A 15,297-nucleotide genomic window follows, 5' to 3' on the forward strand; every position below is an offset into this window, starting at 1 on the left:
AAGGAAGACACGAGACTCCCAAAGCCCTTTTGAACATAGCATTCTCTCCCTGTTAAGGGGCCGGCACATCTTGCGTGGCTCGGCCCCGTGGTCGTCGGATCAGAAAATCTTGAGCAGCCGGAGCTGGAACCGGCCGGCTTCCCGGAAGCCGTCTTTGGCCTGCACATCCCGGGCGACGATGGCCTCGAGCTGGAAGCTCCGCGTCAGCATCGTCTGCGCCGCGAGCCGCAACTGCTGGTGCTCGGTCCGCTGCCCCTGGTAGATCCCGTCCAGATACTGTTTGCCGCCCCAATAGCCGGCATAACCGACCGACAGGGTGGATTTGCTATCGGGCATCGCGACGCGGAGCCAGGATTGGACTTCGTAGGTTTCGTGCTGCTTGAGCGTCTGGTGCAGGCGCCCCACCTTGTTGTTGTCGCCATAGAAGGTGACGTCGCCGTAGACATCGAGCAGGACCTGGTCGGTGATCCCCTGGATAACGCCGATCTGAGGATTGAACGTGTACCGGTTGTTCCCGAAATTGATCCCCTTCTCAGGATCATAGTCGCCGGTCGGAACGCCGATGATCGGTGAAAATCCGACATAGGTCGGGCGCTTGCCAGGTTTGTTGACGAACCAGATGGTTGCGAAGATCAGCGCATCGCCAAGACCGGTATCCTTGCCCAATCCTTGTCCGCCGACACGCGCGTTGTGCACCGAACCGATCGGCAGGATGATCTGCGGGTCAACCACGAAAGGCCCAAGCTTCGTGAAATGCACGTAGCGCAGGAGCGTGACGGAAGTGTCCAGGCTGGTGCCCGACTTCAACGTGGCGCCATCGGGCGTGCGGAGTTCATCGCGGTGGATATGCTGACCGTAGATAAGGAACATGTTCGTCCCGGGAGGGAGCGCCGTATAATCGCCCGGATCCACGTCGGTCGCACCGGCTGGCGCGGCCATCCAGGTCATGGTCATAGCCGCCATAAGAATGGACGTGCGTAATGTGGCGCTCAACTTCATCCGTGGCCACCCCGACATGCTGCGAAGGGACCACATGCGGGATTGTCGCCGCCGCTGATCGCCGACGATGCCATCTGGCCTTCCAACGTGCCGCGATCGCAAGAAATCCGGAACGACATGGCCCATCCAAGCCCTCCTCTCCCGGTAAGACGCGCAGGCGCACGAGGCCGCTGAGCTTCCGGTATTTATCCATCGATGTTTGAAATGGCCGAACGCCATGGGGCCTTGCCCTCAGCAGCGACGAACTACCTTTGTCTGCAGCATATATCCCCTCCGAAACGTGCGGTAGTTCCGCGTTGCTCAGGGTCGCCGCTGTAGAGGTTCGACACTGGCAGTCTCTTGAAACTGAACAGGAGACGGCCGCCTGTCCAAGACTATCGGAGTATTCAAACTATACCGGAAATGAAGAGGTCCGGGTCAGACATCCGTCACGATGTTGCGCAGCGAAAGGGCTCGGGAACGTCGTAGCCCCATCGCGGGTACATGCGGGCAATGACGCGCCCCATAAGAGCAAGCTCTGGCGAGGCGTCACCGATGCGATGGCTCATGATGATGGGGGACGTTGCCCGCTCGATCAGCGGCAGGTAGCGGATGTCGTTCACGCGAGACTTCTGGACGGATACCGGGACGATGCTCACGCCTTCTTCAGCCGCAACGAGTCCTACGGCGATCTGCAACTCCCGCGCGTCATGCGCGATGCGCGGCTCCGCGCCGATATCGTGAAAGAGCGCGATCACCTGGTCGGCATAGCCAGGTCGCGGCGCCCTCGGGTAAAGGATCAGCGGTTCATCGGCGAGCTGCCGCAGGGAGACAGGACCATCAATCTTCGCGAGAGGATGCCCGGCGGGGATCGCCGCGACGAGTTGCTCTTCACGCAACACCGTCCGGCGCACCTCTTCGTCCTCGAAGCGGACGCGTCCGAACCCGACATCGATACGCCCCTCCTTGAGCGCGCTGATCTGCTCCAGGCTGACGAGCTCGATCAGGCTCAACTCGACATCCGGGGCCTCCGCGCGAAATTCGCGGATGAGCTCGGGTAGATGGGCATAGATCGTCGAGGCCACGAACCCTATGACGAAGCGGCGCTTCTCGATCACCAGCGCCCGGCTCATCATCGAGCGCATTTCCTCCACGCGGGCCAGTACCTGAACGGCCTGCTCGTAAAAAAGCCGCCCGGGCTCGGTGAGTCGAAGCGGCCGCGCGGAACGGTCGATCAGTTCGGCGCCGATCTCCGCCTCGAGTTGCTGGATCTGCCGGCTCAGCGGCGGCTGGGCGATGCGCAACCTATCGGCCGCGCGGGTGAAGTTCCGTTCGTTTACAAGCGTTACAAAGTAGCGAAGCTGCCGAAGGTCCATGCGTCGTCATACCTTACGGGTATAATGCCTAGACCCGAATGATCTTTGCCTCTGCCCCTTAGCTTAACGTAGATATCACCGCACACAAGCTAATTTGAGGATGGTCTGCGTGGTGAGTCGATCTGTCAGCATTGATACCCTGATTGTCGATGTGCCGACGATCCGGCCTCATGTGCTCGCCATGGCGACCATGCACAGCCAGTCCGTCGTCCTCGTCAGGATCCACGCCGACGATGGCATCGAGGGCGTTGGCGAAGGGACCACGATCGGTGGCCTGAGTTACGGCGACGAGAGCCCCGAAGGCATCAAGCTCGCCATCGACACCTATATCGCGCCCGTCCTCGAAACCTGCGACATATCGCGCATCGGCGAGACGATGGCCAAGATCCGGCGCCATGTGGTGGGCAACCACATCGCGAAATGCGCGGTCGAAACCGCACTGCTGGACGCGGCCGGCAAGCGCCTCGGTGTTCCCGTGTCCGAGCTGATCGGCGGCGGGCGCGTGCGCGACCGGCTGCCGGTCGCATGGACGCTGGCGAGCGGCGATACGGCGCGCGACATCGAAGAAGCCGAAGCGATGATCGAGCAGCGCCGCCACGCGATCTTCAAGCTGAAGATCGGAAAGCGCAGCGTGCGTGAGGATGTGGCGCATGTCGCCGCGATCAAGAAGGCGCTGGGCGAGCGCGGCAGCGTGCGGGTGGACGTCAACCAGGGCTGGGACGAGGCGCAGGCCGACCTCGGCATGGGGCTGCTCGCCGATTGCGGATGCGATCTCGTCGAACAGCCGGTGGCGCGCGATGCCCTGCCCGCCATGAAACGGCTCTCGTCGCGCCATGCGATCCCCCTGATGGCGGACGAGGCTCTGCATGGCCCGCGCGACGCCTTCGCGGTCGCCGCCTCGGTCGGCGCGCGCGTGTTCGCGGTGAAGATCGCCCAGTCGGGCGGGCTGCATCCGGCCTATGACGTCGCGGCGATCGCGATGGCGTCAGGCGTCGGCCTTTACGGCGGGACGATGCTCGAGGCCGGCGTCGGCACGGCCGCCTCGGCGCAGCTCTTCGCGACCTTCCCCCGCCTCGACTGGGGCACCGAGTTGTTCGGACCGCTGCTGCTCACCGAGGAGATCCTCGCGGAGCCGCTTCGCTACGAGGATTTCTCGCTCGTGGTGCCCGCAGGCCCGGGCCTCGGCGTCGCACTCGACGAAGACAAGGTGGCCCGTTTCCGCCGGGACCGCACCAGTCCCGTCCTGCACGCCGTCACGGGGGGCCGCTGATGCTGTTCCACGTCGAGATGGATGTCCGCATCCCCACCGATGCCGATCCGGCGCGCATCGATACGCTCAAGGCAACCGAGAAAGCGCGCTGCCAGGAACTGATGGAAGCAGGCAAATGGCGGCATATCTGGCGCCTCGCCGGGCGCTACGCGAACGTCTCGATCTTCGATGTCGATAGCCCCGGCGAGCTGCACGACCTGCTGAGCACGTTGCCGCTGTTCCCGTTCATGGAGATCCGGGTGTCGCCGCTGTGCCGCCATCCCTCCTCCATCCGGGAGGATGATCGCTGATCATGTGGTCCCTGCAGGCGGACCCAAGAAACTCTTTCAAGTCGAGAGGATATTTGAAATGACCCAGTTGACGCAATCTCCCGATATCCAGGGCTTCCTCGATCGGATCGCGGGCGCCGACCAGCCGAGCGCCGGCGACGAGCGGCTCAAGGCGATCGTCCGCAAGATCGTGTCCGACCTGTTCGAGACGATCGACCAGTTCGACGTGACCGACGACGAATTCTGGCATGCGCTCAACTTCATTGCCGCCGGCGCGCCGGAATTCGGGCTGTGGGCGGCGGGCCTGGGCCTCGAACATTTCCTCGATGTCCGCGCCGATCTCAAGGACCAGGCCGAGGGCATCACCGAAGGTACGCCGCGTACGATCGAAGGCCCGCTCTACGTGGCCGGCGCGCCGCTCCTCAAGGGCGAGGCACGGCTGGACGACGGCAGCGATGACGGCGAGGTGCTGATCATGCACGGCCAGGTCCGCGATGTGGATGGAAAGCCCATCGCCAACGCAATCGTCGATGTGTGGCACGCCAATACCAAGGGCAATTATTCCTATTTCGACAAGACCCAGACGGATTACAATCTGCGCCGTCGGATCGAGACCGATGCCGAGGGTCGCTATCGCTTCCGCAGCGTCCTGCCCTCGGGCTACGCGGTGCCGGGCGGCAGCAATATCGAGAAGCTGCTGGCTTCCGTCGGCCGCCATGGCAATCGACCCGCGCATGTTCACTTCTTCATCTCCGCGCACGGCTATCGCCATCTGACCACGCAGATCAACATCGAAGGTGATCCCTTCGTGCATGACGATTTTGCCTATGCGACCAGGGACGAGCTGATCCCTCCGGTCATTCGCCACAGCGTCGCAAGCGATATCCATGCCGCCGGTCTCAACGCGCCCTATGCGGAGATCGCCTTCGACTTCGTGCTGAACCCGGCCGAAGAGACGAACGAAGAGCAGGAATCGAGCCGCGCACGCGCCCTGCAGGACGCCTGAACGCCTGAAAACGCAAACAGGAGAATGATGATGGGCACCACTTTGCTGGAGCGGCTCGATCAGGCCGTCGTCGAGGACAAGGAACGCGGCATCTACCGCTGCCGTCGCGACATCTTCACCGACGAGGCACTGTTCGAGCTGGAGATGAAGCATATTTTTGAGGGCAACTGGGTCTATCTGGCGCATGAGAGCCAGATCCCCGAGCCCAACGATTATTTCACCACCTCGATCGGCCGCCAGCCCATCGTCATCACCCGCGACAAGGGTGGCGAGCTGCACGCCGTCATCAATGCCTGCGCGCATCGAGGCGCCATGCTCTGCCGGCGCAAGCATGGCAACAAGGGGAGTTTCACCTGCCCCTTCCATGGCTGGACATTCAACAATGCCGGCAAGCTGCTCAAGGTGAAGGACGGCAAGACCGGCGAATATCCGGCCGGGTTCAACACCGATGGCTCGCACGACCTCAAACGGATACGCTTCGAGAATTATCGCGGCTTCCTGTTCGGCAGCCTCAATCCCGATGTCCTCCCGCTGGAGGAGCATCTGGGCGGCGCGAAGGCCGTCATCGACCAGATCGTCGACCAGGCGCCGGACGGGCTGGAGGTTCTGCGCGGCAATTCCTCCTACATCTACGACGGCAACTGGAAGCTCCAGATGGAGAACGGCGCGGACGGCTATCACGTCAGCTCGGTCCACTGGAACTACGCCGCGACGATGGGCCACCGCAATTACGAAGCGGACGGCACGCGCACCGTCGATGCCAATGGCTGGTCGAAGAGCGTGGGCGGCGTCTACAGTTTCGAGAACGGCCATATCCTGCTCTGGACCAATCTGCTCAATCCGGAAGTGCGCCCCGTCTTCGCCCATCGCGAGGAACTGACGGCACGGCTGGGCGCGGAGCGGGCCGGCTTTATCGTCGGACAGACGCGCAACCTCGGCGTCTATCCGAATGTCTATCTGATGGACCAGTTCTCGACGCAGATCCGTGTCGTCCGCCCGATCAGCGTCGATCAGACGGAGATCACCATCTACTGCTTCGGGCCCAAGGGTGAGAGCAGCACGGAGCGCGCCCTGCGCATCCGTCAATATGAGGACTTCTTCAATGTCAGCGGCATGGGCACGCCGGACGATCTGGAAGAGTTCCGCGCCTGCCAGACCGCCTATCAGGCCGCCGACGGGGTGTGGAACGACCTGAGCCGCGGCGCGCTGCGCTGGATCGACGGGCCGGACGACAATGCCAGGGCCATCGGTCTCGAACCGATTCTCAGCGGCGAGCGCAGTGAGGATGAAGGGCTATTCGTGCGCCAGCACGAATATTGGGCGGAGACGCTCAAGACGGCGCTTCTCCACGAGAACGCGCCGGTGCTGGAGGCAGCTGAATGAGCACCCTTCTCGCCCCCGAGCCGACCCGCGCATCCGGCATCGATCGCCAGAGCGTGGTTGATTTTCTCTACCGCGAGGCGCGGCTGCTCGATGACCGTCAATGGGACGAATGGCTCGACTGCTATTCGCCGAAGGCGGAATATTGGATGCCCGCCTGGGATGACGACGATCAGCTGGTCGAAGATCCCCACAAGCATATCTCCCTGATCTACTATCCCAACCGCGAGGGTCTCGAGGACCGGGTTTTCCGTATCAAGACCGAGCGCTCCGGCGCATCCATGCCGGAGCCGCGAACCAGCCACTTCATCGCGAATGTCGAGATCCTGCAGGAGCGCGACGGCGAACTCGACCTGCGCTTCAACTGGAACACGCTCAGCCATCGCTACAAGGTGACGGACAGCTTTTTCGGCACCTCCTTCTACACGCTCGATACCACCGGCGCGGAGCCCGTCATCCTGCGCAAGAAAGTGGTCCTGAAGAATGATTACATCCACCAGGTCATCGACGTCTATCACATCTGACGCTGGCCTGCCGGAGAGGATAGAATGAGTTATCGTATCGCTTTTAACTTCGAGGACGGCGTCACCCGTTTCATCGACTGCAACACGGGCGAGAAGGTACTGGATGCCGCCTATCGCCAAAAGGTCAACCTGCCGATGGATTGCTCCGACGGCGTGTGCGGCACATGCAAGTGTCGCTGCGAACAGGGCGACTATGACCTCGGCGACGACTATGTCGAGGACGCACTGACCGCGGACGAGGCGGAAGAGGGTCTCGTCCTCACCTGCCAGATGGTACCCTCCTCCGATTGCGTGATCGACGTGCCGGTGCCGTCCACCGCCTGCAAGATCAAACCTGCCGAGCATGGCGGCACAATCAGCGCGATCGAGATGGTCTCCGACAGCACCATCTTGTTGACACTCGACCTCGACAAACCCGAGGAACTTGGCTTCCTGCCCGGCCAATATGTCAATCTGGTCGTCCCTGGCACGAATGAACATCGCTCCTATTCGTTCAGCTCGAAACCAGGAGCGGCGCAGGCCAGTTTCCTGATCCGCAATGTGCCAGGCGGCTTGATGAGCGGCTGGCTCGCCGAAGAAGCTCAGCCAGGCGCCGCGGTTACGTTCATCGGGCCACAGGGCAGCTTTTTCCTGCGCAAAGTCGATCGACCGGTACTGATGTTGGCCGGCGGCACCGGCCTCGCGCCTTTGCTGTCGATGCTCGAGGTGCTGGCGGACGAAGGGACGGACCAGCCGATCCACCTGATCTACGGCGTCACCAAGGATGGTGATCTCGTCGAGCTTAACCGGATCGAGGCGCTGGCCAAGCGTCTGCCGACGCTCACCTGGGCGTCGTGCGTCGCCGATCCCGAGAGCGCGCACCCCCTCAAGGGCTATGTCACCGTCCATCTCAAGGACGAGCATGTCAATGCCGGCGATTGTGACATCTATCTTTGCGGCCCGCCGCCGATGGTCGAGGCGGTGCGCCAGTTCTTCATCGAGAAGGGCGTGAAACCAACCCATTTCCATTATGAGAAATTCGCCGCCAGCGAGGCGCTACCGGCATGATCTTCAAGGACCGTTTCGCCGGCAAGGTGCTGGTCGTCACCGGCGCCGCCCAGGGTATCGGACGCGTGATAGCGGAGCGTGCCGCGGCTGAAGGGGGCCGGGTGCTGTTCGTCGACCGGGCGAGTTTCGTGACCGAGGTCGCCGATGGCGCGCCCGGCGATACGGCAAGCTACGTCTGCGATCTGGAAACCCATGACGGCGCAGCGTCCGCCCTCGCCGCCGCCGTCGATCGGTTCGGCGGGATCGATATCCTGATCAACGGGGTGGGTGGTGCGATCCGGATGCGACCTTTCGCCGAGTTCGAGCCCGACCAGATCGAGGCGGAGATCCGCCGTTCGCTGATGCCGACGCTCTGGTGCTGCCACGCCGTCCTGCCCCATCTCCTGGCGCGAGGGGGCGGCACGATCGTCAATATATCCTCCAATGCGACCCGCGGGATTCACCGTGTCCCCTATTCCGCCGCCAAGGGCGGTGTGAACGCGCTGACGCAGAGTCTCGCCATGGAATATGCCGCGCACAATATCCGCGTCGTAGCCGCGGCGCCGGGCGGCACGCAGGCGCCGCCCCGCCGGGTTGCCCGCAATCCGAATGGCGATAGCGCCGACGAGCAGCGCTGGATGGCCGAAGCCGTCCGCCAGGTCACAGATTCTACCTTCTTCAAGCGCTACGGCACCATCGACGAGCAGGTCGGACCGATCCTGTTCCTCGCTTCGGACGAAGCCTCCTATATCACCGGATCGGTCCTTCCCGTCGCCGGTGGCGATCTCGGATAGGGCACATCATGGCAAACAAGATATATGCAGATCCAGCGTCCGCGCTCGCGGACATCCTGTTCGACGGCATGACGATCATGTCGGGAGGCTTCGGCCTAAGCGGCAATCCAGAAAGCCTGATCCCTGAAATCCGCAAGGCGGGTGTGAAGGATCTTACCGTCATCTCCAACAATGCCGGTGCGGACGGCTTCGGCCTCTGGATGCTGCTGGAAAGCCGGCAGGTGAAGAAGATGATCTCTTCCTATGTCGGCGAGAACAAGCTGTTCGAGCGGCAATATCTTTCGGGCGAGCTCGACCTGGAGCTGAACCCGCAGGGGACGCTCGCCGAGCGCATCCGCGCCGGCGGCGCGGGCATCCCGGCCTTCTATACGAAGACCGGCGTCGGCACGGTCGTCGCCGAGGGCAAGCCGGTCGATATCTTCGAGGGCGAGGAATATGTGCGCGAGACCTGGCTGCGCGCCGATCTCGCCATCATCAAGGCGTGGCGCGCCGATCCGGCGGGCAACCTCATGTTCCGCAAGACCGCGCGCAACTTCAACCCGAACATGGCGACCGCCGGCAAGATCACTGTGGTCGAGGTGGAGGAGATCGTCGAGGCGGGCACGTTCGACCCGGACTGCATCCATACGCCCGGCATCTATGTCGACCGTATCGTCAAGAGCACGATCAACGAGAAGCGGATCGAAAAACTGACCACGCGCCCCCGCGAGGCGGCGAAGGGGGAGACCGTCGCATGAGCTGGACCCGCGATGAGATGGCCGCGCGCGCCGCACAGGAACTGCGCGATGGCTATTATGTGAATCTCGGCATCGGCATCCCCACGCTGGTTGCGAACCATGTACCGGCGGGCGTGAACGTGACGCTCCAGAGCGAGAATGGCATGCTCGGCATCGGCCCCTTTCCCTATGAGGGCGAGGCCGATCCGGACCTGATCAACGCCGGCAAGCAGACCATTACCGCCCTGCCCACGTCCAGTTTCTTCTCCTCGGCGGACAGCTTCGCGATGATCCGCGGCGGCCATATCGATATGGCGGTGCTGGGTGCCATGGAAGTGGCCGCGAACGGCGACCTCGCCAACTGGACCATCCCCGGCAAGATGGTGAAGGGCATGGGCGGCGCGATGGACCTCGTCGCCGGCGTCAAGCGCGTTGTGGTGGTGATGGACCATGCCAACAAGGCGGGCGAGCCCAAGATCCTGGAGCGATGCACCCTGCCGCTCACGGGCAAGGCCGTGGTCGACCTCATCATCACGGACCTCGCCGTCATCGCCTGCGACAGGAAAGTGGGCGGACTCCGTCTCGTCGAGCTGGCGCCGGGCGTCGCGCTGGACGAGGTGAAGGCGAAGACAGGCGCCGCGCTCGACATCAGCGCCTTCGACAGGCAAGCCGCGTGATGGCCGAGGCTTTCATCTGCGATGCGATCCGCACGCCGATCGGTCGCTTCGGGGGCACGCTGGCCGCCGTCCGCGCCGACGATCTTGCCGCGATTCCCATCAAGGCGCTGGTCGAGCGCAACGCGCACGCCGACTGGCAGGCGGTCGACGATGTCATCCTCGGCTGCGCCAACCAGGCGGGCGAAGACAATCGGAACGTCGCGCGCATGGCGACCCTGCTCGCCGGACTGCCCAAGGAGATCTCCGGCTCGACCGTCAACCGGCTGTGCGGCTCGGGGCTCGACGCGGTGGGGCTGGCCGCGCGCGCGATCCGGTCGGGCGACGCGCAACTGATGATCGCGGGCGGCGTCGAGAGCATGAGCCGCGCCCCCTATGTGATGGGCAAGGCGGACACCGCCTTCTCACGCGGACAGAGGATCGAGGACACCACGATCGGCTGGCGCTTCGTCAATCCGGCGATGAAGGCCGCCTATGGCGTCGATTCGATGCCCGAGACGGGCGAGAATGTCGCGCAAGAATGGCAGGTGTCGCGCGCGGACCAAGACGTCTTCGCGCTGGCGAGCCAGCAGAAGGCCGCCACCGCGCAGGCCAATGGCCGGCTCGCCGCCGAGATCGTGCCCGTCGCCATCCCGCAGAAGAAGGGCGAGCCCATCCTCTTCGCGCAGGACGAGCATCCCCGCGCGACGACGCTGGAGGCGCTGGCGAAACTCAAGCCGGTCGTCCGCCCCGACGGCACGGTGACGGCGGGCAACGCGTCGGGCGTCAACGACGGCGCCGCCGCGCTGCTGATCGCCTCCGAGGTGGCCGCGAAGGCCAACGGCCTCACGCCACGCGCGCGCATCGTTGCGATGGCGGCGGCGGGCGTGGCCCCGCGCGTGATGGGCGTCGGCCCGGTGCCCGCCGCGCGCAAGCTGCTCGCGCTGGGCGGCCTCACCATCGACCAGCTCGACGTGATCGAGCTGAACGAGGCCTTCGCCTCGCAAGCCATCGCGGTGCTGCGCGACCTCGGCCTCCAGCCCGACGACGCGCGCGTCAACCGCAATGGCGGCGCGATCGCGCTCGGCCATCCGCTCGGCATGTCGGGCGCGCGCATCGTGCTCACCGCCGCCGAGGAGCTGCACCGGACCGGTGGCCGCTATGCCATGGCCTTCATGTGCATCGGCGTGGGCCAGGGCATCGCGCTGCTGCTGGAGCGGGTATGATGGGCGATTTCATCACCGCCGGCGATGGCTGCCGCATCGCCTACAGGCTCGACGGCCCGGAAGCCGCGCCGGTCCTGCTCCTCTCCAACTCGCTCGGCACCGCCATGGAGATGTGGGCGCCGCAGATGCCGGCGCTCGCACGGTCCTTCCGCGTCCTGCGCTACGACAGCCGCGGCCATGGCCAGTCCGATGCGCCGGCCGGGGCCTATTCGATGGATCGGCTCGGCCGCGACGTGATCGAACTGCTCGATGCGCTCGCCATTCCGAAAGTCCGCTTCTGCGGCCTCTCGAAGGGTGGCATGGTCGGGCAGTGGCTCGGCATTCGCGCGCCCGAACGGCTCGAATGCCTCGTGCTCGCCAACACCTCGCCCTTCATGGGGCCGCCCTCGTCGTGGGACGGTCGGATCGCAGCGGTGCATGAAGGCGGCATGGCGGGCCTCGTCGACGCGGTGCTGGAACGCTGGTTCACGCCATCCTTCCTCGCGACAGGCGAGGAACAGATCGCGCCGGTGCGCGCGATGCTCACCGCCACCGATCCCGGGGGCTATGCGGGCTGCTGTGCCGCCATTCGCGACATGGACATGCGTCCGATGCTCGGCCTGATCACCACGCCGACGCTCGTGATCGGCGGTTCCCAGGATCCGGCGACGCCCCCTCCCCATTCGGAACTGCTGGCCAGCTCCATCGCGAGCGCGCGCCTTGTGATGCTGCCGGCCGCTCACCTTTCCAATGTCGAACAAGCGGAGGCTTTCACCGGCGCCCTTTTCGACCATTTCGCTGCGTAGAAAAGGACAAAAAATGTCGATTCTCTTGGAGGATGCCCATCTCGACGGAAGGCTGTTCGACGGTGGCTGGCAGAAGGCCGCCGCGTCCTACGAAGTGATCGAGCCCGCAACCGGCAACACGCTTGGCCGCGCCGGTCAGGCGGACGCGGCTCTTGTCCGTGTGGCGGCTGCGTCGGCGCGCAAGGCGCAGGCTGCCTGGGCCGCCGGCTCTCCCGACAGTCGCGCCGCTGTCTTTCCCAAGGCCGCGGCCATCGGGCGCGCCCATTGGGACGAGATCGTCACCTGGATCATGCGCGAGAGCGGATCTGTCCGCGCCAAGGCCGAATTCGAGCTGACCCTCTCGATCAAGGCGATCGAGCTTGCCGGCGGCATGCCCCAAGCTGCCCAGGGTCTCGTCCTCCCCAGCGAGGCCGGCCGACTGAGCCTCGCGCGGCGCCGGCCGCATGGGGTGGTCGGGATTATCGCCCCCTTCAACTTCCCGCTTTACCTCGCCATGCGGGCGGTGGCGCCCGCGCTCGCCGTCGGCAACGCCGTCGTGCTCAAGCCGGATCCGCGCACGGCGGTGTGCGGCGGCTATGTGATCGCGCGCCTGTTCGAGCTCGCCGGTCTCCCCGCCGGCGTCCTTGCCGTCCTGCCCGGCGGGGGCGACGCGGGCGCGGCGCTCTGCGCAGATCCCAACATCGCGATGATCCAGTTCACCGGCTCGACTGGCGCCGGGCGCAAGGTCGGCGAGGCGGCAAGCCGCAACCTCAAGAAGGTGTCGCTGGAACTCGGTGGCAAAAATTCCCTGATCATCCTCGAAGACGCCGACCTCGATCTTGCGGTGCGCAACGCCGCCTGGGGCGCCTGGCTCCATCAGGGCGAAATCTGCATGACGGCGGGCCGCATCCTCGTCCAGGCGAAGATCCTCGATGCTTTCGCGGGCAAGCTCGCCGAAAAGGCAGAGGCGCTCCCGGTCGGCGATCCGATGTCCGGCACCGTCGCGATCGGACCTATCATCAACAAGCCCCAGCTGGATCATGCGCTCGACGTCGTCGCCGACAGCGTGGCGGCCGGCGCGACCCTGCTGGCGGGAGGCGATGCCACGGGCCTGTGCATGGCGCCCACCGTGCTCGGCGGCGTGACGAAGACGATGCCGGCCTACACGGAAGAGATTTTCGGGCCGGTGGCCGTGCTCGTCCCCTTCGAGACGGACGACGAAGCGGTTTCGCTCGCCAACGATACCGAATATGGCCTGTCGGCCGCGGTGATTTCCCGCGACGTCGGCCGCGCCATGGCGCTGGGCGAGCGCCTTCATGCAGGCCTCCTCCATATCAACGATCAGACGGTCAACGACGATGTCGTCAACCCTTTCGGGGGCGTCGGCGCATCCGGCAACGGCACCGCGATCGGCGGTCCTGCAAACTGGGAGGAGTTCACCCATTGGCAGTGGGTAACGATCAAGAATGCCCCTCCCACCTATCCACTCTGAGCCCAGGTCCGGAACGCCTCTTCCACCAGTAAGAGCGATCCGGATGAGCGCCGAACCAGCCGCTCGTCAGAAGGCCGTCAGGAGCGAGATCTTGCCAAGGCAACGTTCCGGTCAGCGGCCTGATCGAGCCGCCACCCACCCAGAGCAAACAACAGCAAAGCAATCAGGAGCCCGTCAATGTCTACCAAAGAGTTCGATGTCGTCATCGTAGGCAGTGGCGCTGCCGGATGCGTTGTGGCTGATTATCTCGCCCGTCACACCCGAGCCAGCATTGCGGTCATCGAGGCAGGCGATAAGGATCGTGATCCGATGATCCATATCCCCGCCGGATATTCGAACATCCTCGCACATGACCGGCATGTCTGGGCCTATGACACGGTGCCGATCCACGGGACGCCCCGGCGTTTTCGCATGGGCAAAGTCGTCGGGGGCGGCTCCTCGATCAATGCCATGTGCTACGTCCGTGGTCAGAAGCAGGATTTTGACGCCTGGCAGGCTGCCGTCGGCGATACAGGAGACTGGTCGTGGGAAACGATGATCCAGGCCTATATCGAGCAGGAGAAGAACGATACCTTCCACAACGCGCACCATGGCATTCACGGAGATTTGTCCGTTGAGCTGCCCAAGGGGATCAACGAGCTCAATCAGCGTTGCATGAAGGCATTCCAGGAATATGGCCTTCCCTATAACGCTGACTATAATGGAGATTACCAGAACGGTGTTTCTCCCGTTCAGACCAACACGCTCAACGGCAAGCGTTGCAGCGCTGCCGTCGCATATCTCCACAGGCATGTGGACAGCGGGCGCGTGAAGCTGCTCACCGGCTACACGGTTACGAAAATTCTGTTGGACGGGACACGCGCGGTCGGTGTCAGGGCTCTCAACGGAAAAACCGAACAGGACATTGATGCCGGTCTCGTGATCCTGTCTGCCGGTGCGGTGCAATCGCCGAAGATTCTCATGCACTCAGGCATCGGTCAAAGCGAGCAGCTCCAGAAATTCGGATTGGAGGTCAAGCTGGATCTGCCGGGGGTTGGAGAAAACCTGCACGATCACCCGATCATTCCCATCACAGCCTATGTGAAGGGAAAGATGGGTTATCAGAATTCAGCCCATGGCATCGGCTCCCTGGTCGCGGGGATGCGTTATATGCTGACCCGTGACGGCCCGGCGTCGGGGAACGGGATCGAAACGGTTTCCTATTGGAACCCGCTGGACCTGGATAGCGAGGAGCCCACGGTGCAATGCTACCATGAGCCGATCATCGCTGCGGACGGACTGAATCCCACCGGCTCGCGCTCCGGGGTGACGTTTGCCACCGTCGTATTGCAGCCTAAAAGCCGCGGCTGGGTGCGCCTGGCGGACAGCGATCCGACGTCGATGCCGCTCATCAACCCGAACTTCATCGGTCACGAATATGATCTGAAGGTCGGCATCGACGCGGTGAAAGCCGTGCGCAAGGTGATGGAACAGGAATCGCTGGCCGAAATCGTCGACGAAGAAGTGCTTCCCGGGAAAGACAAGCAGAGCGACGAACAGATCGGTGAGTTCGTGAAAGGCGTGGCCACCACCATGTGGCACCCGGTGGGCACCTGCCGAATGGGCCTAGACGAAGGCGCCGTGGTCGATGCCAGGCTCAAGGTCAGAGGAACGGAACAACTGCATGTGATCGATGCATCTATCATGCCCACGATCACGAGCGGCAACACCAACGCGCCGACGCAAGCGCTGGCCTTGCACGCCGCAAAGATGCTGGTTCAGACCTATTTTCCCAATGTCGGAACAAGCGGTCGGCCGGCGTAGGACTGCCAATCGTTGGCAAT

The 15,297-nt window shown here is 63.9% G+C and carries 15 protein-coding genes; 13 read left to right on the top strand and 2 right to left on the bottom strand.

The genetic code is table 11. The annotated features are described in order from the left end of the window. Positions 1 to 99: 99 nt before the first annotated feature. Both SPHME3_RS0114580 and SPHME3_RS0114585 read right to left on the bottom strand, forming a co-directional pair. A complete protein-coding gene (locus tag SPHME3_RS0114580; RefSeq protein WP_051076128.1) occupies positions 100 to 954 on the bottom strand; it encodes a transporter in 855 nt (284 codons plus the stop codon). Positions 955 to 1,427: 473 nt separating this feature from the next. Next, on the bottom strand, positions 1,428 to 2,354 hold the full coding sequence (locus SPHME3_RS0114585) for a LysR family transcriptional regulator (RefSeq protein WP_018250959.1): 927 nt from the start codon (positions 2,352 to 2,354) through the stop codon (positions 1,428 to 1,430). A gap of 112 nt (positions 2,355 to 2,466) precedes the next feature. Here SPHME3_RS0114585 and SPHME3_RS0114590 point away from each other — a divergent pair, with 112 nt between their 5' ends. The 13 genes from SPHME3_RS0114590 to SPHME3_RS20175 all read left to right on the top strand — a co-directional run bounded on the left by SPHME3_RS0114590 (position 2,467) and on the right by SPHME3_RS20175 (position 15,277). Beyond that, on the top strand, positions 2,467 to 3,624 hold the full coding sequence (locus SPHME3_RS0114590; protein ID WP_408021007.1) for a muconate/chloromuconate family cycloisomerase: 1,158 nt from the start codon (positions 2,467 to 2,469) through the stop codon (positions 3,622 to 3,624). After that, positions 3,624 to 3,914 carry a muconolactone Delta-isomerase gene (gene catC / locus SPHME3_RS0114595; protein ID WP_018250961.1) on the top strand — a complete coding sequence of 97 codons (291 nt, stop codon included), beginning with the start codon at positions 3,624 to 3,626 and terminating at the stop codon, positions 3,912 to 3,914. The genes SPHME3_RS0114590 and catC overlap by 1 nt, the downstream gene beginning before the upstream one ends. A 58-nt stretch (positions 3,915 to 3,972) precedes the next feature. Next, positions 3,973 to 4,899, top strand: coding sequence for a catechol 1,2-dioxygenase (catA, locus tag SPHME3_RS0114600; protein ID WP_018250962.1), 927 nt, complete (start codon positions 3,973 to 3,975; stop codon positions 4,897 to 4,899). A 30-nt stretch (positions 4,900 to 4,929) separates the two neighbouring features. Continuing rightward, complete coding sequence (locus SPHME3_RS0114605; protein ID WP_018250963.1) at positions 4,930 to 6,282, top strand: Rieske 2Fe-2S domain-containing protein; 1,353 nt, start codon at positions 4,930 to 4,932, stop codon at positions 6,280 to 6,282. Then, a complete protein-coding gene (gene benB / locus SPHME3_RS0114610; protein ID WP_018250964.1) occupies positions 6,279 to 6,803 on the top strand; it encodes a benzoate 1,2-dioxygenase small subunit in 525 nt (174 codons plus the stop codon). Before SPHME3_RS0114605 ends, benB begins: the two co-directional genes overlap by 4 nt. Positions 6,804 to 6,827: 24 nt before the next feature. Then, a complete protein-coding gene (gene benC, locus SPHME3_RS0114615; protein WP_018250965.1) occupies positions 6,828 to 7,850 on the top strand; it encodes a benzoate 1,2-dioxygenase electron transfer component BenC in 1,023 nt (340 codons plus the stop codon). Beyond that, positions 7,847 to 8,623 (top strand): benzoate diol dehydrogenase BenD, encoded by a 777-nt coding sequence (benD, locus tag SPHME3_RS0114620; protein WP_018250966.1) that lies wholly within the window; start codon positions 7,847 to 7,849, stop codon positions 8,621 to 8,623. Before benC ends, benD begins: the two co-directional genes overlap by 4 nt. 8 nt (positions 8,624 to 8,631) lie before the next feature. Beyond that, the gene (locus SPHME3_RS0114625) at positions 8,632 to 9,360 is read left to right on the top strand and encodes a CoA transferase subunit A (protein ID WP_018250967.1); all 729 of its coding nucleotides are present in this window, start codon (positions 8,632 to 8,634) and stop codon (positions 9,358 to 9,360) included. Next, complete coding sequence (locus SPHME3_RS0114630) at positions 9,357 to 10,016, top strand: 3-oxoacid CoA-transferase subunit B (RefSeq protein WP_018250968.1); 660 nt, start codon at positions 9,357 to 9,359, stop codon at positions 10,014 to 10,016. The genes SPHME3_RS0114625 and SPHME3_RS0114630 overlap by 4 nt, the downstream gene beginning before the upstream one ends. After that, entirely contained in the window at positions 10,016 to 11,218 is a 1,203-nt protein-coding gene (gene pcaF, locus SPHME3_RS0114635; RefSeq protein ID WP_018250969.1) for a 3-oxoadipyl-CoA thiolase, read from the top strand. The genes SPHME3_RS0114630 and pcaF overlap by 1 nt, the downstream gene beginning before the upstream one ends. After that, positions 11,215 to 12,003 (top strand): 3-oxoadipate enol-lactonase, encoded by a 789-nt coding sequence (gene pcaD / locus SPHME3_RS0114640; protein ID WP_231376761.1) that lies wholly within the window; start codon positions 11,215 to 11,217, stop codon positions 12,001 to 12,003. The genes pcaF and pcaD overlap by 4 nt, the downstream gene beginning before the upstream one ends. 13 nt (positions 12,004 to 12,016) lie before the next feature. Further along, positions 12,017 to 13,474 carry a benzaldehyde dehydrogenase gene (locus SPHME3_RS0114645; RefSeq protein WP_018250971.1) on the top strand — a complete coding sequence of 486 codons (1,458 nt, stop codon included), beginning with the start codon at positions 12,017 to 12,019 and terminating at the stop codon, positions 13,472 to 13,474. Positions 13,475 to 13,651: 177 nt separating this feature from the next. Then, entirely contained in the window at positions 13,652 to 15,277 is a 1,626-nt protein-coding gene (locus SPHME3_RS20175) for a GMC family oxidoreductase (RefSeq protein ID WP_037476626.1), read from the top strand. The last annotated feature ends 20 nt before the right edge of the window (positions 15,278 to 15,297 follow it).

Origin of the sequence: Sphingomonas melonis DAPP-PG 224 (assembly GCF_000379045.1) — a bacterium.
Lineage (GTDB): Bacteria > Pseudomonadota > Alphaproteobacteria > Sphingomonadales > Sphingomonadaceae > Sphingomonas > Sphingomonas aquatilis.